At 53.5% G+C, this 25,727-nt stretch carries 23 protein-coding genes; 7 read left to right on the forward strand and 16 right to left on the reverse strand.

The window, feature by feature from the left end:
• Window positions 1-36: 36 nt before the first annotated feature.
• Complete coding sequence (locus tag JOD55_RS08850) at window positions 37-1,344, reverse strand: hypothetical protein (protein ID WP_204399623.1); 1,308 nt, start codon at window positions 1,342-1,344, stop codon at window positions 37-39.
• Between the two features lie 30 nt (window positions 1,345-1,374).
• On the opposite strand from JOD55_RS08850, the gene JOD55_RS08855 reads away from it, so the two are divergent.
• A complete protein-coding gene (locus tag JOD55_RS08855) occupies window positions 1,375-2,547 on the forward strand; it encodes an HhH-GPD family protein (protein WP_275587031.1) in 1,173 nt (390 codons plus the stop codon).
• Here the strand turns inward: JOD55_RS08855 and JOD55_RS08860 are convergent.
• Entirely contained in the window at window positions 2,523-3,506 is a 984-nt protein-coding gene (locus tag JOD55_RS08860; protein ID WP_204399624.1) for a sugar-binding domain-containing protein, read from the reverse strand. The two genes, JOD55_RS08855 and JOD55_RS08860, sit on opposite strands and share 25 nt — an antisense overlap.
• 222 nt (window positions 3,507-3,728) lie before the next feature.
• On the opposite strand from JOD55_RS08860, the gene glpA reads away from it, so the two are divergent.
• From glpA to glpK, 5 genes are all read left to right on the forward strand, one after another.
• A complete protein-coding gene (glpA, locus tag JOD55_RS08865) occupies window positions 3,729-5,510 on the forward strand; it encodes an anaerobic glycerol-3-phosphate dehydrogenase subunit GlpA (RefSeq protein WP_204399625.1) in 1,782 nt (593 codons plus the stop codon).
• Window position 5,511: 1 nt separating this feature from the next.
• Window positions 5,512-6,786, forward strand: coding sequence for a glycerol-3-phosphate dehydrogenase subunit GlpB (glpB, locus tag JOD55_RS08870; protein WP_204399626.1), 1,275 nt, complete (start codon window positions 5,512-5,514; stop codon window positions 6,784-6,786).
• Entirely contained in the window at window positions 6,786-8,081 is a 1,296-nt protein-coding gene (locus JOD55_RS08875) for an anaerobic glycerol-3-phosphate dehydrogenase subunit C (RefSeq protein ID WP_204399627.1), read from the forward strand. Before glpB ends, JOD55_RS08875 begins: the two co-directional genes overlap by 1 nt.
• A 388-nt stretch (window positions 8,082-8,469) precedes the next feature.
• On the forward strand, window positions 8,470-9,219 hold the full coding sequence (locus JOD55_RS08880; protein WP_204399628.1) for an MIP/aquaporin family protein: 750 nt from the start codon (window positions 8,470-8,472) through the stop codon (window positions 9,217-9,219).
• A gap of 40 nt (window positions 9,220-9,259) precedes the next feature.
• On the forward strand, window positions 9,260-10,780 hold the full coding sequence (gene glpK, locus JOD55_RS08885) for a glycerol kinase GlpK (protein ID WP_204399629.1): 1,521 nt from the start codon (window positions 9,260-9,262) through the stop codon (window positions 10,778-10,780).
• A 199-nt stretch (window positions 10,781-10,979) separates the two neighbouring features.
• Here glpK and lysS read toward each other — a convergent pair whose 3' ends face one another.
• The 14 genes from lysS to dacB all read right to left on the reverse strand — a co-directional run bounded on the left by lysS (window position 10,980) and on the right by dacB (window position 25,239).
• Entirely contained in the window at window positions 10,980-12,503 is a 1,524-nt protein-coding gene (lysS, locus tag JOD55_RS08890) for a lysine--tRNA ligase (protein ID WP_204399630.1), read from the reverse strand.
• Between the two features lie 131 nt (window positions 12,504-12,634).
• Window positions 12,635-13,060 carry an aspartate 1-decarboxylase gene (gene panD / locus JOD55_RS08895; RefSeq protein ID WP_275587032.1) on the reverse strand — a complete coding sequence of 142 codons (426 nt, stop codon included), beginning with the start codon at window positions 13,058-13,060 and terminating at the stop codon, window positions 12,635-12,637.
• Window positions 13,053-13,892, reverse strand: a complete 840-nt coding sequence (gene panC / locus JOD55_RS08900) for a pantoate--beta-alanine ligase (RefSeq protein ID WP_204399631.1) — start codon at window positions 13,890-13,892, stop codon at window positions 13,053-13,055. The genes panD and panC overlap by 8 nt, the downstream gene beginning before the upstream one ends.
• Window positions 13,893-13,923: 31 nt before the next feature.
• The gene (locus tag JOD55_RS08905) at window positions 13,924-14,823 is read right to left on the reverse strand and encodes a Rossmann-like and DUF2520 domain-containing protein (RefSeq protein ID WP_338022246.1); all 900 of its coding nucleotides are present in this window, start codon (window positions 14,821-14,823) and stop codon (window positions 13,924-13,926) included.
• A gap of 27 nt (window positions 14,824-14,850) precedes the next feature.
• A complete protein-coding gene (locus tag JOD55_RS08910; RefSeq protein WP_204399632.1) occupies window positions 14,851-16,581 on the reverse strand; it encodes a PH domain-containing protein in 1,731 nt (576 codons plus the stop codon).
• A complete protein-coding gene (locus tag JOD55_RS08915; protein WP_204399633.1) occupies window positions 16,578-17,075 on the reverse strand; it encodes a PH domain-containing protein in 498 nt (165 codons plus the stop codon). The genes JOD55_RS08910 and JOD55_RS08915 overlap by 4 nt, the downstream gene beginning before the upstream one ends.
• Before the next feature lie 170 nt (window positions 17,076-17,245).
• Complete coding sequence (locus tag JOD55_RS08920; RefSeq protein ID WP_204399634.1) at window positions 17,246-17,758, reverse strand: DUF3180 domain-containing protein; 513 nt, start codon at window positions 17,756-17,758, stop codon at window positions 17,246-17,248.
• A complete protein-coding gene (folK, locus tag JOD55_RS08925) occupies window positions 17,755-18,585 on the reverse strand; it encodes a 2-amino-4-hydroxy-6-hydroxymethyldihydropteridine diphosphokinase (RefSeq protein WP_204399635.1) in 831 nt (276 codons plus the stop codon). Before folK ends, JOD55_RS08920 begins: the two co-directional genes overlap by 4 nt.
• A gap of 3 nt (window positions 18,586-18,588) precedes the next feature.
• Entirely contained in the window at window positions 18,589-19,386 is a 798-nt protein-coding gene (gene folP, locus JOD55_RS08930; protein ID WP_239539000.1) for a dihydropteroate synthase, read from the reverse strand.
• Between the two features lie 25 nt (window positions 19,387-19,411).
• Entirely contained in the window at window positions 19,412-19,978 is a 567-nt protein-coding gene (gene folE, locus JOD55_RS08935; RefSeq protein WP_204399636.1) for a GTP cyclohydrolase I FolE, read from the reverse strand.
• Window positions 19,979-22,195, reverse strand: coding sequence for an ATP-dependent zinc metalloprotease FtsH (gene ftsH / locus JOD55_RS08940; RefSeq protein ID WP_204399637.1), 2,217 nt, complete (start codon window positions 22,193-22,195; stop codon window positions 19,979-19,981). It abuts the gene before it with no gap.
• Window positions 22,196-22,750, reverse strand: coding sequence for a hypoxanthine phosphoribosyltransferase (hpt, locus tag JOD55_RS08945; RefSeq protein WP_204399638.1), 555 nt, complete (start codon window positions 22,748-22,750; stop codon window positions 22,196-22,198). It lies immediately after the preceding gene.
• A 23-nt stretch (window positions 22,751-22,773) separates the two neighbouring features.
• On the reverse strand, window positions 22,774-23,850 hold the full coding sequence (tilS, locus tag JOD55_RS08950) for a tRNA lysidine(34) synthetase TilS (RefSeq protein ID WP_204399639.1): 1,077 nt from the start codon (window positions 23,848-23,850) through the stop codon (window positions 22,774-22,776).
• Window positions 23,851-23,880: 30 nt separating this feature from the next.
• On the reverse strand, window positions 23,881-25,239 hold the full coding sequence (gene dacB / locus JOD55_RS08955) for a D-alanyl-D-alanine carboxypeptidase/D-alanyl-D-alanine endopeptidase (RefSeq protein ID WP_204399640.1): 1,359 nt from the start codon (window positions 25,237-25,239) through the stop codon (window positions 23,881-23,883).
• Between the two features lie 205 nt (window positions 25,240-25,444).
• Between dacB and JOD55_RS08960 the strand changes: the two genes are divergently transcribed.
• Window positions 25,445-25,727, forward strand: a 283-nt coding sequence (locus tag JOD55_RS08960) for an inorganic diphosphatase (RefSeq protein WP_204399641.1), incomplete at its 3' end; no start/stop codon positions are given.

The raw sequence follows: 25,727 nt of genomic DNA on the forward strand, positions 1-25,727 counted from the left end.
AACTGGCGTGCTCGCCTACGTTCGTGAAGCTGCCACTCACCGCGATGTGACGTCGCTCGGCGCGTCTTTCTTGTAGCTCTCGGGGTCTGCCTTATCAACGGCTGATCCGTTGCCATCCACATCAGATTTCACATTGGGATCAGGCGATGGCTGCACGGTGGGCTGATTTTGCACAGGTGCAGGTGCAGGCGTGACTGCCTGCGCATTTTTACCATTGGGGTCTAAAGACAGCGCAATTTTTGCGCCAAAATCAACGTCGTCGATAACGAATTGCGCCTGATAAGTTCCGGCTTTGGAGGGGTACTGCTTGGCGCAATTAGCTCCGTAAACGTTTCCGTCCCAGGTGATAGTTTGCGTGCTCGTCAGATTTTTATCGAGTAACAAGACCTTGCTCGCGTCGCCAACGCTGCACGCTTTAGAATCCCAAACCGGCTGCTCACCACTCCATACTTTAATTCCGGCATGCTTGTACCCAATATCTACAAAACATGGGCGTTCACCTTTATCGTTTTTGATGCTGATATTGAAATTCACTGCTTGACCTGGGCGCGAACCTTGCCGAGCAAGAGATACTTCCAACATCTGTGGAGTGCACTTGACCGGTTCAAAATTTGCGCTCTCAGACGGCGCACTGTTTTGTGCGTCCATTTTAGTGAGCGCGTTTTTCAGCACGATATATGTGCCCAGTAAAGCAATAAGCAGCACAAGCACGACGGATACCGTTACCACCAGTTTCTTATTGCGCATATAGCGGGCAATCCCGGTGCGGTGCGCGTCTTGGTTGTTTCGAATTGACCGTGGCAATGGGCCTCCGCGCGATGCTTGCGACGACGTCGGTGGCAACCGGCGTGCACGTTCGGCATTCGTTGTGCCACGAGTTGAGTTCACAGCTGAAGAGCGCCCGTGCCGAATAGCTTGAGCTTGTTTTTCTCGCGATGCGTTGCCGTGATTGCCTGAACGAGCTGGACCCATCGCACGCATTTTCTTCGGCACAGCTGCACCTCGTGGCACTTCAGTGCTGCTTGTACGGTGAGAATTTTGCGCTTCTGAGCTTCGCGAATGTTTTACTGTGGCCGAACGCCCGGTGGTTTTTGCTTTCGGTTCTGAATCGATGACGCTGCGCAATCGTGATGGCAATGAATTTCCATTGCGCGATGACGTCCCTGAGCTGCGCGATGACTTTCCTGACCGCATGGCTTTGCCTTGACTTCCTATTTCACGCACAGCTGGCGCATCAGAAGAATCGCTAGCTTTTTTAGATCGCGCTGAACGCAACATGCCGCGGATTCGCGAAGAATCCTTGGAAGAGTCCTTGCCCGAACGCCTTCTTTCATCATCTACCACGTATTAAAGGTAACGTGAACAGGAGGCAGAATGCCATATTCCACGCCGATAGGCACGAGCCTGCGTGTGAAATACGATCAAGAATGGGATCTGCACGAGGCAAAACCCAGCCGTGCAGGCGGCAAACTTGGCCATACACGGGGCAAACCCAGCCGTGCAGGCGGCAAACTTGGCCGATTTTCTGGCACACTTAACCTGATGGCAACAAATAATCCTGCTTGGGCACACTCGTCTAACTCCGCACGTAGGGCACCCTCACGTAGGGCACCGGCATCTTCCTCCAATAGCGCAGATCAACCATCTGCCACCTCCCGGCCTGCGCTGTGGGCGGCTGAACAATACCAACAGATACTTCTGCCCTGGTATGAGCAAAATGGCCGTGACCTGCCCTGGCGTCACCCACAGATAACTCCGTGGGCAATTGTGGTGTGCGAAGTAATGAGTCAACAAACGCCGGTCAATCGCGTGCTACCTGCATGGGCTCAATGGATGGAACGCTGGCCAACTCCTGCCGATCTGGCAGCCGCCTCCCCCGCTGAGGTTCTCATCGCTTGGGATCGGCTCGGTTACCCGCGTCGCGCCCTACGTCTGCACGAATGTGCACAGGTTCTGGTGCGCGATTACGACGGCGCACTCCCGCACACTCGTCAAGAGCTTTTGGCGCTGCCTGGTATCGGCGCATACACAGCCGACGCCGTTCTCGCATTCGCATATCAGCAGTACTCGGTCGTGCTTGACACCAATATAAGGCGCGTTTTGGCCAGATGGCATGGCGCTGCTTTGCCACCGCCATCTCAAACTGTATTTGAGCGCGAGCGCGCTTGCGTTTTCGTTCCTCAGGACGCAACCCATGCCGCACATTGGAACGCAGCAATTATGGAATTTGGGGCTCTGGTGTGCACGGCCCGCGATCCAAGATGTAAAAACTGCCCGGTTCAAAATGGGTGTTTATGGTTTCAAGAAGGCAAGCCTGCAGACTCTTATGCCCATCAGCGCACCACTCAGAAATTTACTGGCACTCACCGCGAAGCGCGCGGAAAAATTATGGCTGTGTTGCGCAGTCGTTCACACGTGAGCAAAACTCAGTTATTCGAGCACAGCGGCCTTTCGCAGGAGCGTTTCGAATCAGCGCTCGCTTCGCTTAAAGACGACGGTCTGCTCACTGCCACAGATGAGGTCTATTCGTTACCGGCCTTGCCGTGATCTGCAACTTTACTGAGTTCTTGCAATCGTGCAGCTGAGTCTTCGTCGATCACGAGATCGGTGATCACTCCAGCCCGTAAAGCAGCGAGCAAAGGCACAACTTTCTCCACACCGGAAACGATACAGATTCTGCGTGGAATCGCTCGTAGGTCGTTGGGCGTTGGCCCAGATGCACGGCGATTCAATTCGAGATCTTCCCATGATCCATCCGCACGTAAAAGCACAGTGCATACGTCTCCAACGACTCCCTCGGCAGAGAGAGAACCGAGTTCGTCAGGTGTGAGGTAGCCTCCTGAATAGACTTGGGAAGGCACAGCGCCCACCATTGCTCCAATTCCAAAGATCGCGATATCTGCGCGTGATTGGAGTTTACGAACCGAGGCAATAGAGCGCTCGCGCCACAGGAGATTGCGAGTTTCGGGATAGTCAAAAAATGCTGGCACTGGGAAATGCGTTACTGCAGCTCCGTAGGCCTGACCAAAGGCTTCCATAATCTCGCCGGCGTAAGGGATTCCAGTGCTAATTTGATTGGCCGCGCCATTGAGCTGAACCACGATCGAGCCTGACGCAGGCTTTGGAACTAGATGATCAGTGACAGCCGAAAGAGTATTTCCCCATGCTACACCCACAATATTATTGGGTTGCACCGTCTCCGAGATCAGGATTCCTGCCATAGTGGCAACAGCTGTGAGACGACGGGTGTCATTTGCGCCGAAAGGTACAGGTACGACGTGTGTGCGCACGCCAAATTTTTGGGAAATGCGCGAACCTAAGGTGTCAACCAGCTCTTGAGGTGGGTGTAACGAGATCTGTACGTAACCGAGTTCACGTGCAGTTTTAACCAGCCGTGAGACTGTTGAACGCGAAACGCCGAGCCGGCGTGCGATTGATTCCATCGTTTCACCTTGCACGAAATGCATTACTGCAGCTTCATACGCGAGATTAAAGCGTTCATCCACGCCCAGCGTCCCCCTAAATTATTCGTTGCCTACCTCTAAAATACCACACTTGAACATTCGACCATCACTACTGACCGTCCGTGCACATCTGCCCAATCTTGCCCAGATTCCGCTTATTCGGCAATAGTGAGGATCGAAAACGCTTAATCTAGTTATCTAGAACTTCCCAAACCACTTTGGGGAGTGTGTAATTATCAACCAACTTCAGAGTGGAAGACGGTTATGCGAAGAATCGAAACTGATGTAGTTGTTATTGGCGGCGGAGCCACAGGAGCAGGAACAGTACGTGATCTTGCAATGCGCGGATTCCGTGCAGTGCTAGTTGAACGGGCTGATCTCGCCCAAGGCACCACAGGTCGTTTCCATGGCCTTCTCCATTCCGGAGGACGCTACGTGGTCTCCGATCCCGGCTCAGCCACTGAGTGCGCAGAGGAGAACGCCATCATCCGGCGCATCCACTCGGATGCCGTGGAGGAAACGGGCGGACTCTTCGTCGTCACTCCACAAGACACTGAGGAACACGCAGACAAATTCCTCAAAGCTGCTCGCGATACCCGAGTTCCAGCCGCAGAAATCTCAATCGCCGAAGCGCTGCGTCGCGAGCCACGTCTCAACCCGGGCATCAAGCGCGCTTTCGAGGTTGAAGACGGCGCTGTAGACGGCTGGCGAATGACCTGGGGTGCTGCCGAGTCGGCAAAGGCTTACGGAGCTAAGATTCTCAGCTACCATCGCGTCACCAAAATCGTCGTAGAAGACGGCGCCGTGCAGGCAGTTCTGTGCCGCGCCGAGAAAACAGGCGAAGATGTGCGAATTGATTGCCACTTTGTGATCAACGCCGCCGGTCCTTGGGCAGGCCAAATTGCTGAGATGGCCGGCGCTCCAGAAGTTGATGTTGTGCCTGGTCGCGGCATTATGGTGGCGATGAACCACCGACTCGTCAATTCAGTCGTCAACCGATGCATTTACCCCGCAGACGGCGATATCATCGTTCCTGCTCACACCGTCTGTATCATTGGCACCACCGATGAAGCCGCAAAAGACCCCGATTTCCTCGAAATCAAGGACTCGGAAGTACAGCAGATGCTCGATGCCGGTGAGGCGCTTATCCCCGGTTTCCGCCAAGCGCGAGCAGTGCATGTTTGGGCAGGTGCACGCCCACTTATTAAAGACCGCCGCGTGAGCGCTTCTGATACTCGTCATATGTCGCGCGGAATGTCGATCATTGACCACGAATCGCGCGATGGAATTTCTGGAATGCTCACCATCGCTGGCGGAAAACTCACCACCTATCGACTCATGGCGAAGAACGTCGTCGATGCTATGTGTGAGAAACTCGGTGAGCATCGCGAATGCACCACGGATCAAGAAGCGGTACCGAGTGCGCAAGGCCACCCGACCCACAAAGTCACCGACCGTCTCAAAGAGCGCGAAGCTGACCGCCTCAACGATCCGATTGTGTGTGAATGTGAGCTGGTTACCCGCTCAATGATTGAAAAAGAATTGGCAAACCAGCCCGATGCCAACCTCGACGATATTCGCCGCAAGTTGCGCGTGGGCATGGGACCATGCCAAGGTGGGTTCTGTTCACTGCGAGCTGCGGGAATCATGCATGATTTCGCACGTCAAAACAGCGAAACTTCTGAAGTATTCCACGGTATGACTCCTGAACAGCTCGCAGATCGCACGTCGACGATGCTTCGCCTGTTCGTAGGTAACCGCTCGCAAGGAATTCGTAATCTGCTCTATGGCCAGCAGCTGCGTGAGGCGGCGCTCGATAAGTGGATTCTCAGTGGCGCACTGGATATTGACCACCTACCTGCTCCAAACGAAGATTCGCGCCGCGCAACTGGCGATTTGGCGCTGCTGCATGGCAGGCATGACGGCGTGAGCCCAACTCGCTTAGAACCTGCTTTTTCCGCGCCAAACGGTGAAGCGGTGCTCGATCAAGCGCCTGTTGACGCGATGAGCGCTGCCGCAAACACAACGACGACGAAGGAGTCCTGACATGAGCAAGATTTTGGTGATTGGCGCTGGTCTCGCTGGTCTTTCCAGCGCTCTTATGCTGCGTGAACAAGGGCATACCGTCACTGTGGTGAGCCGCGGAATCGGCGGCCTGCTGCTATCAAATGGCACGATTGACGTGTTGGGCTGGGAACATGGCCCGCTAAGCACTGAGCCAGTGATTGACCTCCCCAACGCGCTGGAATCATTCATTGCCAACAATCCAGCACATCCTTATGCCGCGATCGGCACCACGAACGTATTCTCAGGAGTCAAGTGGCTTACCAGCAGGATCGACTTGTTCAGCGCGGCTCAGGGCAGGGCTGATTTCTTGAGCAAGAACGTTTTAATGCCGACGGCGGTCGGTGCGGTACGTCCAAGCGCTGCGGTTCCAGATTCCATGCAGGCGACCGTCCTTAACGACGGAAAGAAACTGCTCGTCGTCGGGCTGTCGCGCCTTAAGGATTTCCCAGTTCAATTGATCGTAGATAATCTCAATCGCTCACCGTATGTGAACGTAACCGCGCGATGCGTGACGATTGATTTGCCGCTGCGTGGCGGTAAAGAGCACGACGCTTCAGGAACCACCCATGCCCGCTCTTTGGACGAAGGCCTGAGCTCAGCCGAGCGCCAAGCTCTGATTGAAGCGATCAAGCACGAAATCCAACCAGGGGAAACCGTGCTCGTCCCTGCTGTACTTGGACTTGATCCGCACACATTTGCTGAGATTGAAACAGAGCTTGGGACACCAGTCGGTGAAATTCCACTTCCGCCGCCGTCAGTGCCAGGCCGACGTATCAACGATATTCTCACCGTGGCCTGCCGACAGGCGCGAATTGATATCCAGCTCAATGCCGTAGCCACTGGTTTTATTGCGGCCGGAGATTCTATTTCCGCAGTAAAAGTCCAGCGTGCAGGGCGAGTTTCAGAAGTTAAGGCTGACTACATCATTCATGCTGGCGGCGGTTACGAATCAGGAAATCTTGCGCGCGATTCCTACGGAGTGATCCGAGAGTCCGTTTTTGACCTGCCGATTTACACTCCTGAAGTAACCGACAAAGACTTCCATGCCGAAGCGATTTACCGCAGCGGCGTGCGCGTCAATGGGTCAATGAATCCACTCAACACTGACGGAGAAGTCCTGTACTCCAATCTTTTCTGCCTCGGCGATTGCCTTGGTGGCGCACTTGCATGGGAAGAAAAATCCGGCGAAGGAATCACGCTGGGCTCGGCTTGGGCAGCAGCAACTGCTATCCAGAAGGGAAATGAGGAACTCTAATGGGCGCAAATCCAATGGAAAATGCCAAAATTTCGATGGCGCGTGTTTCGCTTGATTCGTGCGTCAAATGCACAATCTGCGAAACTCAGTGCCCGGTTGCTAAAGCCACGCCACTTTTCTCGGGCCCGAAGTTCGTTGGTCCACAAGCAGAACGGTATCGCCACGGCACTTCAGTTGATTACTCTCTCGATTACTGCTCAGGCTGCGGCATCTGCACAACGGTTTGCCCGCAGGGAGTGAAGATCGCCGAAATGAATGGCCAGGCACGTGCTGTGATGAAGGCCGACCATATGCCATTGCGTGACCGTCTGATCACGCAGACCGAGCTCGAAGGCAAATTGATGACGCCGTTCGCCCCAATTGCGAATGCAGCGCTGGCTAACAAGCCAATCCGTAAGATCGTTGAAAAAGTTGTGGGCGTTCACCATGAAGCTCCGGTGCCTAAGGCGAAGTCACGCACATTCATGGGCTGGTTCCGCAAGCACGAAAAGACTCGCACTGGCCCATTCCCTAAGGGACCGATCGTGTTCTTCCACGGTTGTGCTGGCGGTTACTTTGAAGTTGCGACGTCGATCGCTACTGTTGAAGTGCTTGAGCATATTGGGTACGAGGTTATAGTGCCCAAGCAAGGGTGCTGTGGATTGGCACAGCAGTCCAATGGTTTGTTCAACGAAGCAGCTAAAGCTGTGCGTAAACTCTGTGCGCAGCTGCGTAGTGCAGGTAAAGAACTGACTATTGTATCGTCGTCGGGATCATGCGCTGGCATGTTGCGCCACGAGGCACACGAGATCATGGGCATCGACGATCCGGAACTGATCGACGTCGGCTCGCGAATGGTGGAAACCTCCGAGTTCCTCCTCGAATTGATGGACGCGGGCGAGTTCCCAATTGAGGAGCTTGGCCGTAGAGATCTCACGATTCCTTACCACCAGCCATGCCAGGTGAAGTCGCAGGGTATCGGAAAGCCAGCAATTCGCATGATGGAGACTATTCCTGGCGTGACGGTCATTGAATCAGGCGAGCAATGCTGCGGTATTGCCGGAACCTATGGCTTGAAGAAAGAAAAGTATGAGGTGGCTCAGAAAGTCGGCAAACCGCTTTTCGATATGGTTAAGCGCACGAACCCTGAACTTGCTGCGTGCGAGACGGAAACCTGCCGCTGGCAGATTCGCAAAGGCTCTGGCGCTGAAGTAATTCACCCAGTTCAGCTCATCCACCATGCACTTGGTCTGGCCGGAACGAGCGAGCTGCGCGGCATGCCGTGGGAGGACATGAAGAAGAAGTCAAAGTCCTGATTGAGCCAGTGCTAGATCACGTTGAGCCACTAACTCGCTCACTCGGCCTGTTTTCAGATTTAGCAATACTGACTCTCACCTGCGGGGGATGGTTCACTTCAATCGGTTGAAGTGAACCATCCCCCGCAGTGTATTTTGTGTACTTTTTGGCGATATCCTGCAGTTTTATGATGTTAAATAATGCACATGCTCCCTTTGAAGAAAAATAATTTTGCACGTTCGTGCATACCGCCATTCCAAGTATTCTCAGAGAGTAATTTGTGTCATAGTTTTACTAGCCTGAAATTAATGCAATGAAGCACATTGTCTAGAAAATAGCCATCGATTTCAGAGCACAATATCCATCCATTAACTTTCACAGTTATTATTCGGAAAGCACAGGTTCAAGATGTCTCTTGCACAAGTCTTTTTATCTGAATTCATTGGAACAATGTTCCTCCTCCTACTTGGTGTTGGCGTTGTAGCCACAAATCTTCTCAAGCACTCGAAGGGACAAGGCGGCGGCTGGCTACTCATCAACTTCGGATGGGGTTTCGCTGTCTTCGTTGGTGTGTACATAGCATACAAGACCGGCGGACATCTGAACCCAGCAGTTACCCTTGGTGTTATCGCTTCTGGCGCATCTGAATTCGTACCAGGCGTGGCAATCACTGCAGCCTCAACTCTCACCTACATTGCTGCACAATTCCTCGGCGCATTTGTTGGTGCAGTACTCGCTTGGGTTACGTTCAAGCAGCACTACGACGCACATGAGGATCAGGGCGAGATCCTCGGAACGTTCGCAACCGGCCCAGCTATCCGCAATGGCCTGTGGAATGTCCTTACAGAAATCATCGGCACATTCGTACTCGTTTCGTGGGTTATGGTCAATGGTCAGACCAAGTCCGCACTCGGCCCACTCGCAGTTGCAATAGTTATCGTTTCTATCGGTGCCTCCCTCGGTGGACCAACCGGATACGCTATCAACCCAGCTCGTGACCTCTCCCCACGTATCGCTCACGCAATCCTGCCAATCAAGGGCAAGGGCGGCTCTGACTGGGGCTACGCTTGGGTTCCAGTAGTTGGCCCGATCATCGGTGGTGTTCTCGCTGGTCTCATATTCGGTTCCGGCGCATTCAACATCTTCCAGATGATGTAATCCATCCATAACAATTAACTTCTGAAAGGAAAAATCAAAGATGACCGAGAAGAAGTACATTCTTTCCATCGACCAGGGCACAACCTCCTCCCGCGCCATTCTCTTCAACCACTCCGGTGAAATCGTCTCGGTGGGTCAGCTTGAGCACGAGCAGATCTTCCCGAAAGCAGGCTGGGTAGAGCACAATCCGATTGAGATTCGCGACAACGTTCGCGAGGTCATCGGACAAGCCCTCTCCAAGGCAGACGTTAACCGCCACGAAATCGCAGCTGTGGGCGTCACCAACCAGCGTGAGACCGCCGTCGTCTGGGATAAGAACACCGGCGAGCCAATCTACAACGCAATCGTCTGGCAAGACACTCGTACCGATAAGATCGTCCGCGAGCTTGCTGGTAGCGAAGGCCCAGACAAGTACAAGGAAGTCTGCGGTCTTCCACTCGCAACCTACTTCTCTGGACCAAAGATCAAGTGGATCCTTGACAACGTCGAGGGCGCACGCGAAAAGGCAGAAGCTGGCGATCTCATCTTTGGTAACACCGATACCTGGGTAATCTGGAACCTCACTGGTGGTCCCGACGGCGGTGTACACGTCACTGACGTGACCAACGCATCGCGCACTATGCTCATGGACGTTCGCAAGCTCGAATGGGACGCAAATATCTGTGCCGATATGGGCATTCCAATGTCGATGCTGCCTGAGATCAAGTCCTCCTCCGAGATTTACGGCTACGGCGCAAAGAACTCGCTCATTATCGACACCCCGATTTCGGGCGATCTTGGTGATCAGCAAGCTGCAACCTTCGGTCAGGCATGTTTCGAAAAGGGCATGGCCAAGAACACCTATGGCACCGGTTGCTTCATGCTTATTAACACCGGCCACGAAGCAGTGACTTCCGAGAACGGCCTCCTCACCACCTTGTGCTACAAGATTGGCGAGCAGAAAGCGGTATACGCTCTCGAAGGTTCCATCGCTGTTACCGGTTCGCTTGTCCAGTGGCTGCGCGATCAGATCGGCTTGATCTCCACCGCGCCAGACATCGAAGCACTCGCTTCTTCGGTCGAGGACAACGGCGGCGTCTACTTCGTCCCAGCTTTCTCCGGTCTCTTTGCTCCATACTGGAAAGACGACGCTCGCGGCGCCATCGTGGGTCTTACCCGCTACAACAACCGCGGTCACATCGCTCGCGCTGTGCTCGAAGCTACCGCATTCCAGACCGCTGAAGTGCTCGAAGCTATGAACGCAGACTCTGGCGTTGATCTCGCTGAGCTTCGCGTCGACGGCGGCATGACCGCTAACAGCGCTCTTATGCAGTTCCAGGCTGATATCCTCGGCGTTCCAGTTGTGAAGCCAAAGGTTGCCGAAACCACTGCTCTCGGTGCAGCATACGCTGCCGGTATTGCTGTTGGCTTCTGGGATGGCGAGCAGGACGTTATCAACAACTGGCAAGAAGACCAGCGTTGGGAGCCAAAGATGGAAGCTTCCGAGCGCGATCGCCAGATGCGTCTCTGGAAGAAGGCTGTTACCCGCACCTTCGACTGGGTTGACGACGACGTTCGCTGACCGTAACTCCTACTGAGGATTGAGTTTTTCGTCGTTGATAACACTGATCGGGGTGGGTTGAGCAAGGAATTCCTTGCTCAACCCACCCCGATCTCAGTTACACACTCACAAACTACAAGTCGGCTTTGCCAATGCCTGCACAGCCCCTCAAGCCCACTCTCCTCTATCAGTTGAGACAGGCTTGATAGACCCTACCTTATCAGTTTGAAAGCTTCACAAATGGGAATGCGATAGTCTCACGGATTCCGAGTCCGGTGAGCACCATAAGCAGGCGATCAACACCCATGCCCATACCGCCGGCAGGAGGGAAGCCTTGTTCCATAGCTTCGATGAAGTCCTCATCAAGCTGCATCGCCTCTGGATCGCCATTAGCTGCCTCCAAAGACTGCTGCGTCAAGCGGTCACGCTGCACAACCGGATCTGCAAGTTCAGAGTATGCCGTGGCAGTTTCCATACCGCGAATGTATAGATCCCATTTCTCCGTCAAACCAGGCTTGGTGCGGTGGTAACGAGTGAGTGGCGAAGTATCCTCTGGGAAATCTCGCACGAACGTCGGCTTGTATAAGAAATTACCGACGAGTTCTTCCCAGATATCTTCAACGATCTTGCCATTAACGGCGTATTCCTTGACCTTAATATCGTGCTCAGCAGCGATTTCCAGCAGGCGCTCACGCGGGGTATCTACCGTAATCTCCTCGCCCAATTTCTCCGACAGCGAGTCGTAGAGGCAGATTTCGTCCCACTCTCCGCCGAGGTCGTATTCAGTGCCGTCAGCAAGCGTTACCACTAGCGATCCGAAGACGTCGCGCGCGGCGTTCTGGATGAGATCTTTCGTTAGCTTCGCCATCGTATCGTACGTGCCGTAAGCCTCATAGGCTTCCATAGCTGTAAACTCAGGCGAATGCGAAGAATCGGCACCCTCATTGCGGAAGTTCTTACCAATCTCGTAGATTCGCTCCACGCCACCTACAACGGCCTTCTTGAGATAAAGCTCAGTGGCAATACGCAAGTAAAGATCCTGATCATAAGCATTAATATGCGTGGTAAATGGGCGAGCCGCCGCACCACCGTGCAGATTCTGCAAAGTAGGGGTCTCAATCTCGATGTACTCGCGCTCTTCGAACGTCTTACGGATCGAACGCATCACTGCAGCGCGGATGCGAATCATATCGCGTGCGCTCTGGCGAGTAATAAGGTCCAAATGGCGCTTGCGCACGCGCATTTCCTCGCTGAGGGTCATCTCTTCACCCTCAGCATTCGTAAAGGTCTTAGGAAGCGGACGAATCGCCTTAGAAGCCATTGCCCAGGAGTGTGCGAACACCGAAAGCTCACCGCGCTTAGATGCACCAATATGACCTTGCACGAAAATGTGATCACCAAGATCTACATCAGCCTTGAGCTGGTCGAGTGCTTCTTTTCCAACGTTCGCGAGCGAAAAAATCACCTGCAAGCGCTCGCCGTCGCCCGCCTGTAGCGCAACGAAAGCAATCTTGCCCGACGGGCGCATCAGCATGACGCGACCTGCAATACCTACCTCATCAGCAAGTTCTTCTCCAGGTTCGATCTCAACGTACTTCTTACGCACGAGCCCAATAGTCGAAGTGATTGGAAGCTCAGCCGGGTACGGATCGCGCCCCTGCTCCATCAGTCGTGCGCGCTTCTCCTTGCGGACCTTGATCTGCTCAGGAGTGTCATCAGCAACTGGAACTGGATTTTCATTCATAGTACTCACCTTTAGAGGTTACAAAACAACAATATTATTTTATAGGTATTTGGGCTTCTTGGCTCTCAACGGACTGAAAATCAGCTGTTATTCAGCCGGCAAGCCGCCTTTGAAGCCAGACGAGCCATTACTCACATCGGGATTCCCGATGACTGCAGCCCTTCCGTCCCATCTGGCACTTGACCAGGCTGATCGGAGGTATCAACGATCTTATTGTGTTCATCAACAAAGACGACGCGCGGTCGCCATGACTGCGCTACCGCGTCCGGCATCGCCGAGTAACACATGATAATAACAAGATCACCTGGCGAAACATGATGAGCAGCAGCGCCGTTGAGGATGATTTCACCCTTTCCCGGCTCTCCGGGAATAGTGTAGGTACTCAAACGCGCGCCATTGTTTACATTGACCACGTCAACTTTTTCACCAGGCAAAATGTCGGCGGCCGCCAGCAAATCCGAATCGATCGTAATCGAGCCAACATAATTCAAAGCGGCACCGGTCACAGTCGCCCGATGAATCTTTCCAGTGATCATTGTGCGCATACGCTCAGCCAATGAAAACCTCCATATTGTCAATCAGTCGAGTCGATCCAACCCACGCCGCTACAACCAGCAAACCAGTGCCCGTGAAATCAGGCTGGAGTGGCATGAACGTCTGCGGATCAACCAAAGTCAAATAATCGAGCTTCACTTTTGGATTCTCCGAAATATCTGCCACCGCAGCTCGGATCACCTCAGGAATCGTGCCGTGCTCGTCACCTGCCCGAACGCCGTCTTTAAGCGCTTGGGAGAGCGCGAGGGCATTCGCCCGCTCCTCCGCAGTCAAATAAGCATTGCGTGAGCTAAGCGCCAAGCCCGAAGCTTCACGCTGAATCGGAACTGCCCGAATTTCTACCGACATATCCAAATCTGCAACCATCGTGCGAATCAAGGCAAGCTGCTGAGCATCTTTTTGCCCAAAATATGCAATATCTGGTTGCACGAGATTGAAAACCTTATGCACAACCTGCAGCACACCAGCAAAATGACCGGGTCGCGTTTTACCCTCAAGCATCGTAGCCACCGGGCCCGGTTCAATGCGTACTAGCGGGTCACGGGGGTACATCTCATCGTCAGTGGGAGCAAAAACAGCGTCGACTCCAGCTGGCTCCAATAGCGCAAGATCGGCTTCAAGATCGCGCGGATAGGCTTCAAAATCCTCATTTGGCCCAAACTGGAGCGGATTGACGTATATCGAAACGATTACGTTATCAGCAGTTTTACGAGCTTCGCGCACCAAAGCAAGATGCCCGTCATGAAGAGCACCCATCGTCATAACGAGTGCGCGCGAACCAGAAGATTCCTTGAGATAAGCGGATAGATCGGATTTTGTATGTGAAATGTGCACATTCACATCCTAACCGTCAGTGCCGGTAAGGCTATAACTCGTTCGCGCGAATCTGGTCACGCATACGTTGCGCCGTATCCTCAGATAGCACCCGACGACGAAGCGCCCGTAGCGTCGTCGCCTCGGCTATTGCCCGATAAACAGGGGGAATATCGGCAAGGTCTGGATCACAAGCCGCACTCTCATCAACGGTCACCAAGTGTGAAGCTAGCGTCTTAACATCGCCACGCACAATCGGCCCAGTAAGCAAAGTATCGCCTGAACTGAGCGCACCCTCCACCGAAGCGTGCACCAAGGCTCGCAAATAATTGCCTGGTTCGTCAACGCCAATACTCGCGAGCAACTGCATAGACTGGGCAATTACCGTTACGATATGGTTTGCTCCGTGACTCAAAGCGGCGTGGTACGTACCACGATGTTCTTCAGGAATCACGAAAGATTCCCCACCCATCTCCGCAACCAGTGCATGCCCAATCGCTTGAATAGCCGCAGGTGCAGTTACTGCAAATGGGCAGCCGTGCAAACGCGCAATATCCAAGGACGTGCCGGTGAACGTCATAGCCGGGTGGATTGCAAGACCAAGCGCGCCCGCGTCTACAGCCGGTTGGAGTGCCGAAACGCCATATCTACCAGCAGTGTGAACCACGATTTGACCAGGTTTCCACAGTCCTAGCTTAGCTAGGCCTGCCACGAGAGGTTCTAACTCGTCGTCAGGAAGTGCGAGCAACACCAGCTCAGATTCCTCAACAATGCTCGGGATATCAAGAGCTGGCACGCCCACAAGCATGGTTTCGAGTCGGTCAATCGACGCTTCTGAACTCGCATAAGCCCCGATAATAGTGTGCCCTTGTGAGCGCAGCGCACTACCTAGTACCGCTCCTACTTTGCCTGCTGAAATGATGCCGATTTTCATCCGGCCGTGGTTGTTCACCGAGGATCCTTTCCTGAGGAAATTGAGCTAGCGATCAAGACCTATACGAGTCTTCCACTCTTGTAGAGATTCAGAGACGCCGATACTACGGGCTTGGCGCGCAAGTTCCGTTTCGGCGATCAAAAGATGCTCCACATAGTCTTGGTCGAAGTTCTTAAGTTTGGTGTTGACGTTCCCTAACACAGTGTGAACATTGAGCGACGCAAGATTCTTCCGGCGTTGAATCGGACCCACCGTGGCCATCGTCGACTGAGTGTGATCTTGCAATACTACCGAAATCTTGCGCGCCCATCTGCCGCTTCGAATAATAAGCGTGCGCGTAGAAGCAAAGACACCACGTCCTGGCAGGGAGATAGGATCAAGCAGTCGCGCAGATCGGGGTGCGCCCACGAAATACTTCCCGCTGCCTTGCCCGTCGAGAGCCTCAGCGAGCAAGGCGCGGTCATCGTCTGAGCCTAAGGATGGCGTGAGCGTCCACAGAATACGGAGAATCTCATCACGAGTACCAGCCAAGATAAAAGATTGCGAGAGTTGCTTGAGTTCTTTGAGATCTTTATCCGCCGTGGTCAAATCCAACTTCCACCAGTCAAAACGGCGCCACAACAGCGGTTGTGAGATTCCGATTGCATGCACACGCTGCGGTGGAATCGTACGCGTGATGACTTTCGTAAGCCCGGCTCGGCGTCGTAAACCATTTTCCGAAAGGTAAATTTTGGTGCCATAATCGTCAAACAGCGACTTGAGAATCGTCCACCCCACGGCCAAGATTGGGAATAGGATGGCAATAATCTGCACGTCACCAGCAATAATAGTAATGACGAGCGGAAGAAGCGTGAAGAACACCAGCATCAGTAGCTGAGTATCGAAAATATTGGCCATCAGCATCTGTGCTGTGCCGAGCCTATAGACCAAAATATCGCGCTCGTCGTCGTCCGCATCGAGAATCGGGACGGCGTTAAAATCATTTGCCAGAGCAGTGCCGGCAGCGTCTACACTCCCCTGAGCAGGTATTGTGCCTTGCGGCGCTGTCATGGCAGGCGAATCTGGTGTAGCTAGCGGAGCTGTTTGTGTAGCAACTGGCGTTCCTGTACGTGCCGAATTGAGCGAGAACAAAATCTCTTTGCGAAGTGAGGAGCACTCAGCTAGTCGCAACAGGCCAAGATCCATATTTTCGCTTTGCATACCGGCGGAATCGACTTTCACCGAACCAAAGCCAAAGATACGCCCGAAAAGGCGCTGTTCCACTTCAACACTTTGAATTCGATTCCACGGAATATGCTTGTGCTGCTTGATGAAAATCCCTTTGCGATAGTGGATTCCGCTTGGAACAATCGCATACGACATCTTCTTCCAGATCACAGTGCCTACCCCAATCACAACAATGCTGATGAGGAGCAATGCGCCGAGGAGAATCAGCAAGGCCTCAACCGTTGCATGATCGCGAACACCGCTGATCGCAGACTCGAAATTTCGATCTTCAACCAGCTGTTTGGCAATAGAAAACATTCCAAAGAAGATCACAAACCAGAATGCGCCGAGCCGAGAAATAGGCGTGATTTTATGGAATTTGCGCCAGGTCTCGTCTGGTATGGAATTTTCTGAAACTGGCTGCACGTTCGTGACGGGCTGCGCATCAGAATCCGGCTGCGCGTCTGAAACGGGCTGCGCATCGCGCGCGCCACGCAATTGGGCGGCGTCTGCGGTATTCGCTGCACCACCTGCTTCACCGTGCATTTCGACGTAATCTTCGTTGCTCACAGTCCCTCCATCCGCGCATTGCCAAGAGCGGTGAGATCTTCACGCAAACGCTCGGCTTCACTACGTGAAATACCAGGAATAGAACCCGAAGATTCGGCAGAAGCTGTAACAAGCGTGATTTTTGCTAACCCGAAACGGCTCAAAATCGGCCCAGTTTCAACGTTCACCTGCTGCATTCTTCCATAAGGAATCACTGTCATTTTGTGGAACATGATTCCACACCGGATGATCAGCTCATCCTCGCGCTGGAGATAGCCAATCGCCTTTGCGCGCCTGCGTGCAAAGAGCAAAACGGTTAGGCTGACGACGGCGAGCACACCGACGATGCTCCACCACACGATGCTTGAGATCCCCTCGCGCCCGAAGGAAATCGCAAAGATGAGTGCTGGCACTACCGTCACCAATGCAATGAGTAGAGCATATATTCGCATAACTTTGAAATACTGCGGATCTACTGGAATGAAATCAAGATCAGCGCCAAACGGCTTCTTCATAGTGTCCCTTTTCGTGATTCATACACAATGCATTTGCGTACGACGGCGTGTAACTACGTGCCCGTCCATTCTTCCACATAGTGATAATACGAACCAACGTATCTAACTAATTGTCACTCTCCGAGTCTGCGATTCAATTAGTAACTCAACTAATAAGCTCAACAAGTACCTCAACTTGTGGCAGTGTTTAACGAACCGCCGCTCGAACGATCGTCGTCGGCGTCGTCATCAACCACACACCAACGTTCAGCTAAAAACGCCGCAACCGTCAACACAACCCAAGCTAAACCTGCCACCGAAAAATTGCGAATCTGATCGCTCGTGAAAGCAGTGGAGTTCAAATGCGCATATGCGAAAACAACACCGAAACTAAAACCGGCTAACACTGCCCCAGCACGCGATGTAGCCTGCGTCAACACCCAAATGCGTGCCGCGGTGAGCGCTTCTAAAGCGCCTTTCCCGCGTTTATATGCGCGCACTCGCCACCCCTGCCACAACACGAATACGCTCATGAGCAACGGCAGCACAAAGCCCCAAAGAGGTAGCAAAATCGGCGAATATCCGCGCCTGAGCCACAAATCAAATCCGAAAAAAGAAAGCACCAGCGAAATTGCGCTCAGGCACAACACCCACCACACCTGCGTAGGTTGCAAAGAACCCGGAGAATCCTGGCGGCCACTCATTGTGCACTTCCGATGAGCTGCGTTAAAGCCACGCCGTTGAGCTCCGCATCTGGCTCAATGCTCAGCCATGGTTCGAGCACAAAACGGCGCAGTGCCGCCCGCGGATGCGGTAGCATGAGTTCAGGATCAGAGCTGGCCACGCCATCAACAGCAATAATATCGAGGTCCAATGTGCGCGCACCCCAGTGCTCTTTCCGCTCTCGCCCATGCTTCCACTCGATCTCTTGTAAGGAGCGCAGCACATCGAGCGGCGCAGCGGCAGCGTATCCGATGAGCACGGCATTCACATAATCTGGTTGCGCAGCTTGACCCGGATGTAACACCGGCGCAGTAGTGTACAGATCCGAGGTGGCGACCACCGAAAATACCTCAGCAAGCTGCTCAATTGCCTCAGACACATGCTGGCGTGGATTGTCGAGATTCGCCCCCAAAGCAATCACGTATTTTCTGCGAGCTGGTGTGAGAATCGGCGATTTACGATGTGCCTGCACACACACATCAGCGAAAGTTTGCTCAATAGGCGCATTCGGTTTGTGAACCGTCACGTCCACCTCGCGCGCCCCGAATAAGAGCACATCGTGCGCGATACGATCTGCGAGCACCTCAATCAAATCAACATGCTCGCCCGTAATCCTTTTCACTACCGCATCTGCGATATCCGCGTAAGAGATCGTATCTGCGATGTTGTCAGTTAGAACAGCGCGTTCAGTCACCACCGAATACGATATATCAACCGAGAACTCTTGCGGCTCACGGTGTTCAAAGTCCAGTACGCCATGCGTGCCATAGGCACTCAATCCGCGCAGATGAATCGTGTCGACGCGCATAATTCACCATGCGCCTAAACTCGATAGTTTCAAGTGCACGCCGATGGCCTGCGCACTTGCAGCTACATTGTGTACGCGTACCGCCCACACACCCGTTTCGCTGAGCAGGCCTGAAATCGTAGCAGTAGCCACATCACGGCCAGCCGCATCCGTTTCAGGGGCGACGGTGGAAAGGAACCGTTTGCGCGATTGCCCGATAAGCACCGGATGACCTAGCTCCAAAAATATGCCAAGATCGGCAAGCAGTTCCCAGTTTTGATCGCCCATTTTGGCAAATCCAAGTCCAGGATCAAGAATGATACGCTCTGAATCGATTCCGCTGCGCACAGCCGCATCACGGCTCGCGATTAATTCGTTTGCGACGACGTTCGCCACCGGTCCGTCATAATGAACCAGGTCGTTCATCGTTTGGCTATTGCCCCGACCATGCTGGAGGATGTAGGCACAGTCCAGATCAGCAACAGTCGCAAACATGTCAGGATCGCCAGCGCCACCAGTGACGTCATTGACGATATGAGCACCAGCAGCCACCGCCTTTTGTGCCGTTTTAGCGTGATACGTATCGACCGAAACAGTCACCTCTTGCGAAAGAATGCTCACCACATCGGCGATACGAGCCCACTCTTCTTCCCAGCTGAGCTGTTGAGCTCCTGGGCGAGTGGATTCACCACCAATATCGAGCACAGTTGCTCCCTGCGAAATCATCTCGCGCCCGTGGGCAATTGCCGCATCAGTAGTAACCCAGTTACCGCCGTCGGAAAAAGAATCGGGCGTTACGTTGAGAATTCCCATGATTTCCATGAACAACCACTCCTTATTTACATATTCACTTGGCCATAATGAGGCTCATTGCTTCCGCACGAGTAGCGCTCTCGCGCAGACAGCCACGAACCGTTGAGGTCACCGTGCGAGAACCAGGTTTGCGCACACCACGCATAGACATACACATATGCTCAGCTTCGATCACGACAATCACGCCTCGCGCCTGCAAACGATCCATCAAAGCATCAGCGACGTTGGTTGTAATTCGCTCTTGGACTTGGGGTCGGCGAGCATACCCCTCAACAAGACGCGCAAGTTTGGACAACCCCGTGACTTTTCCGTCGTCGCTGGGAATATATCCCACATGCGCAACTCCATGAAAAGGAAGAAGATGGTGCTCACAGACCGAATACATCGGGATATCTCGCACCAAAATCATCTCTTGGTGATCAATATCGAAGGTAGTCTCAAGCACATCGCTCGGATCCGATTCAAGACCGGCAAATATCTCTCGATACGCACGCGCCATTCGCATCGGCGTGTCGAGCAAACCGTCTCGCTGTGGATCCTCCCCAACTGCAACAAGGAGATCGTAAATCGCCTTGCGCACACCTTCTTCATCGTAAGCCACTTAGCTCTCCTGCTCAGTCACCGGCGGAACGTCCGTCGCGTCTGGCCCAATTTCAATGCCCTCCGAGTGTGAATGCTCATCTTTTTGCGCATCGCCAGCCAATTCTTGCGGAAGTGGCACGGGAGGAATGTCCGATATCGGGCGGTCAGGCGAAGACAGCCACTGCACGCGCTTGGGCGCCTTACGGATATCCTTGAAAATTTCTTTCAATTCATTTTCAAGAATCGTTTCTTTCTCAAGCAAACGAGCAGCTAGCTTGTCTAGCACGTGCCGGTTTTCATTGAGCACCTGCCAGGCTTCTTGGTTGGCGGTATCGAGAAGCTTTTGCACTTCGTCGTCCACAATTCGCGCCATTTCTTCGGAATACTCACGGGAGTTTCCGCCGCCCATTCGCGTCATTGGATCCGAGTCATCGGCCACCAGACGCACTGCGCCAACCTTGGACGACATACCATATTCAGTGACCATCTTGCGCGCAATATTGGTCGCCTTTTGAATATCGTTTGAGGCTCCAGTGGATGGATCGTGGAATACGATCTCTTCGGCGATACGCCCACCCATCGCATAAACGAGCTGGTCAAGAAGCTCATTGCGCGAAGTGGAGTACTTGTCCTCGGTGGGCATCACCATGGTGTAACCCAACGCGCGCCCGCGTGGAAGGATCGTCACCTTGGTGACTGGATCCGTGTAGTTCAAAGCCGCAGCTGCCACTGCGTGACCGCCCTCATGGTAGGCGGTCATGCGCTTCTCTTCCGCATTCATCACACGAGTGCGACGTTGTGGTCCGGCAAGCACACGATCGATTGCCTCGTCAACGTCGTCTTCCGTAATAACTTCGTGTTCACGACGCGCGGCGAGCAATGCTGCTTCGTTGAGCAGGTTAGCGAGGTCCGCACCCGAGAAACCAGGGGTACGACGCGCCACCGCTTCCAGCTCGACGTCTTGGGCAAAAGGCTTTCCTTTCGCGTGCACATCGAGAATCTGGCGGCGTCCTGGCAGGTCAGGAGCATCAACTGCAATCTGGCGGTCAAAGCGGCCAGGGCGAAGCAGTGCGGAGTCGAGCACGTCCGGGCGGTTCGTTGCGGCAATCACGATCACATTCGTGTGCTCATCGAATCCGTCCATTTCAACCAGTAACTGGTTGAGAGTCTGTTCACGTTCGTCATTTCCGCCGCCGATTCCCGAGCCACGGTTACGACCCACCGCATCGATTTCGTCAACAAAAATAATGGCAGGCGCCGTCTTTTTGGCTTTATTAAAGAGGTCTCGCACGCGCGAAGCACCCACGCCCACAAACATCTCCACAAATTCCGATGCAGAAATGTGGAAGAACGGCACGCCCGCTTCGCCAGCTACAGCCTTTGCAAGGAGAGTTTTTCCAGTTCCAGGCGGACCATAGAGCAATACGCCTTTGGGAATCTTCGCGCCCATCTTGTGGAACTTATCGGGAGTTTCAATGAACTCTTTAATTTCGCGTAGCTCTTCGACAGCTTCGTCTACGCCCGCAACATCAGCAAAAGTTACATCTGGTAGATCAGAATCCATACCATCGCGCTTGACCTTGCCAAACGCCGTCATTCCCGACTGCATCTTCGGCAACAACCATATGAACACGCCAATAATGAGCAAGGCCGGCAGCAAAAGCGTGACCATCGAGCTCAAGAATGACTGCTGTGGAACGAGCGAATTGTAGCCATTTTCCGGTTTCGCATCCTGCACGAGCTTAGCTACTTCACCAGCTTCGGCATTCGCATATTGGAATTGGATCTTCTTGGTAGGAGTGAGCTTCTCACCCTCAGTATCGGTTGGCGTGAAGTCATCTTTCAGCCACACCTGAACCTGCTGCACACCCTCGGTGATCTGTGCCAGCTCCACTTTTTGTTCTTTGAGGACTTCTTTTCCTTCAGAAGTCTTTACCGAGGTAAACCCACCTAAATCGAGGTACCAAAACACTGCCAACCCGCCGAGCAGCACCAGCGCAAATCCGGTGAGGATCCGGCGTCGAAGCGGAACACGCTTGTCGTTCTCGCCGTGCCGAGCCGGACGCCGCTGCGCGGACTTGCGCGGATCTTTCGACTGTTTGTTCTGGTTACGCCCGCGTCGATTGAACTCTTCGAGTTGCTTGGCGCGCTTTGAACGACGACGCCGGGATTCGTCGTCGTTTGAAGCAAAAGTATTATTGCGCTGCCCCTCAGTCGAAGGTGGGTTCACAGTCATTTAACCTCCGTATACGTGTGGAGCAAGGGTGCCAACAAATGGCAAATGGCGGTATTTCTCCGCGTAGTCAAGCCCATACCCCACCACAAATTCATTTGGAATATCAAAACCTACATAATCAACATCTACATGCACTTTAGCTGCCTCAGGCTTGCGGAACATCGTGGCGATCTTGATCGACTTCGTTCCGCGCGACTCGAGATTCGCTTTTAACCATGCCAGAGTTAGCCCCGAATCGAGAATATCTTCCACGATAAGCACATTTCGCCCTTGGAGATCTTCATTGAGATCTTTGAGAATCCGCACCACACCCGAGGATTTTGTACCGGCACCATAAGAAGAAACCGCCATCCAGTCCATCGACGTCTGGATGTGGATTTTGCGCGAAAGATCAGCCATCACCATGATGGCACCTTTGAGCACACCAACAAGAAGAAGATCTTCACCCTCGTAATCACGTGAAATCTCATCACCGAGTTCGACGAGTCGCTGATTTATCTGTTCTTCAGTAAAAAGCACCTTTTCAATATCGTTGCCGGTGTCTTTCAAATCCATGTGATCCTCCATTTGTGGTGCAATTAGTAGTGCAAAGCAGAAAGAAAGGCGAGCGTATCGTATTCGCGCCACGCTTTCATCCCGGGTAAGTCAATGCCAACTTTATTGTCTCGACCAACAATCAGCTTATCAAGTGCGTCAAGATGCCAGTAAACGAGATCACCACCAGGTCCGCCACAAGCCGAATATGCGAGCCTTAACACCCTGGTCCGCACCGCGCGCGGATGGTGTTTTAGCTGCTCACAAGACAGTATGAGCATGGCGTCCGGTCTTGCGATGTGAGAAAAATCTTGAGAACGCAACTCGGAAAATACTGCGGCGGCAATCGCTGTTAGAGCTTCGTCGTCGTCGCGCAACATGCGGCCAGTGCGCTCGAGTGCCCCAACGACGTCGCGCCCAAAAGCTTGTTCTAAAGCGGGAATAACCTGGTGACGCACTGCGCTACGACGCAAGGGCGTGCCATCAGCTGCCGTCCACGGACCATCCAAGGCATTAGACGGATCGTTGACGTACTCAATTCCCAGTTCGCGGCACGTAGTGCGCAAATCCTCGGCGCTAATGGTCAGAAATGGGCGAATAAAAGGAACGTCATCCGAGGTAGGAAGCACGCCGCTCTGTGGCATGCCGGCCATCGACCGCGCCCCTGCCCCGCGACTCAACCCCAAGAGCACCGTTTCTGCCTGATCGTTGGCGTTGTGCCCAAGCAGCACCGTCGCCGGTTTCCTCGGGGTGATCTTTCGGGCAAAATCGGCAATTGCGCGATAACGGGCCTCGCGTGCATCACCTTCGGGACCAGAGCCACTGCCTAACTCCACACGCTGCGAATACGCCTCAATTCCGAGGCGGCAAAGCCGCTCAACGACGACGCTCGCCTCCTGCGCCGATTCGGGGCGGATTGCGTGATCCACCGTCAACGAAATTACGCGGCGCCCGCGCGCGTGCTTCTTATTTAGGCACTCGAAAGCGGTGGCTGCTGCGAGAGTCATAGAATCTGCCCCGCCTGAAACGGCGAGCAGAATTGGCTCTTCAACTGGGAGGCCTGCTAAAGCAGTAGAGATCTTTTGACGGGTCAAAGAGACGAGACGATGTGGTCCGGCCATTTCGGTTCCTACTCGATTCCTACTCGATTCCTACTTCCGCAATTGGGCAATAGCTTCGTCGATGGCTGGTTTAGCGTACACTCCCGGCACTCGCACAGCGCCGTCCACAATGACCGCGAAGCTCAAAGGCCTACCACCTGCTGTAAAAGTGTATCCTGCTAATGAGGAAACGTCGGACAGCGACCCCGTTTTGGCGCGCACGAAACCCGCGGCCGTCGTCGTCCCAAAACGATCGTGCAGCGTGCCATCGAGACCCGCAACCGGCAGACCTGGGCCAATAGCACTGAGCTTGCAGTTATTACAGCTCCACACGTGGTTGAGAATATCAACCAAAGTGCGCGGCGGAATCCGATTTTGCTCCGACAAACCGCTCGAATCGGCCAAAGATACGCCCGCGATTGCGATGCCTTGGGCTTCCAAACTCTTGCGAATCGCTCGAGATGCTCCCACAAAATTAGCCGGTTCACCTGCATGGATGGCAATAAGGTGCCCGAGCGTTTCGGCGAGAGAATTATCAGATTCGAGCAACATTCTCGCCACGATTTCGCGCACGGGCGCCGACTTCACTGCTGCGATTTCTTGGGCGCCGCCTGGAGCTTTTTGATTCACGACGCCGGTCACCGCGATCCCCTGTGCGTTCAAGGCCTGCGTAAATGCTTGGGTAACGGCGTTGGACGGATTAGGAGATACCTTATTGTTCGCATCGAAATTTCGGTTCACCGCAATTGGCGATATTTCCATAACGTAGCGCTTGAGGGAGGCATCCCAGGTTTCGTTATACGTTGGCCCAGAAAACAGGCTTGTGTCGAGCATGAGCTGAACAGAATTGAGGTTCTTGGATTTCAGCACCTGTGCCGTCTTGTCTGCTAGATCTGCTAGACCGGCGCGACCGACGTCCGCTGCCGGATTACCCGACCCGGCGCCAAGGAGAATATCGCCTCCGCCGATGAGATACAGGTGGCTGCCATCAAGTTTGACGGTTGTGGCGAGGGTAGTTTCGGGGCCAAGTTCATGCAAAGCAGCAGTAGCGGTGAGTAATTTCGTGGTGGAAGCTGGGGTGCTTGGACGATCTGCGTAATACTCACCTAGCACTTGGCCAGTGGTCGGATCAGAGACGATACCTGATACGTTTCCGCCAATTCGTGGATCAGATTGCAGTTTGGTGAAGATGTTGGAAATGGCAGCGGCGGTGGGCAAATCGCCACTTGGTTGTGGTACTGGGGTGTCTACAGGATGTTGCTCAGTTGCCGCGACCTGCGGGAACGGCGCGGGTGGGTTATCGAGCGGTTTCGTCGTCAATACACCAGGGACTAAATCCCACGCATCGGCGAAAATATACGTGCACAAACACGCGACGACGCTGCAAATCACAATCCGTTTTTTACTCACGTGCAAATTTTCCCACAAATCGAGACGAAATCAGTTCTTACGTGCACACATATTGTGGCTAATTAGCCACAATTTCGGCTTCCCACACAGTAAACTTGGAGGAAATCACAATGCTAAATGAATAACATCGCACCTTACGAACGGGTATTAGGAGCGAATCACAGTTAGAATCGTTGCAGCACTGTCGGCGTCGAAGGAGAGACTCATGGAATTCGATGTAACCATCGAGATCCCCAAGGGCAATCGAAATAAGTACGAATTAGATCATAAAACGGGCCGTATCCGTTTGGATCGCATGTTGTTTACATCAACGCGCTATCCAGATGACTACGGCTTTATTGACGGAACTTTAGGTGAAGACGGCGATCCACTTGATGCGCTCGTAATCTTGGACGAAGCCACTTTTCCTGGTTGTGTGATTCGGTGCCGTGCACTTGGCATGTTCCGCATGTCAGATGAAGCCGGCGGAGACGATAAGGTTCTCTGCG

It is taken from the genome of Arcanobacterium pluranimalium (genome assembly GCF_016907845.1).
Taxonomy (GTDB): domain Bacteria; phylum Actinomycetota; class Actinomycetes; order Actinomycetales; family Actinomycetaceae; genus Arcanobacterium_A; species Arcanobacterium_A pluranimalium.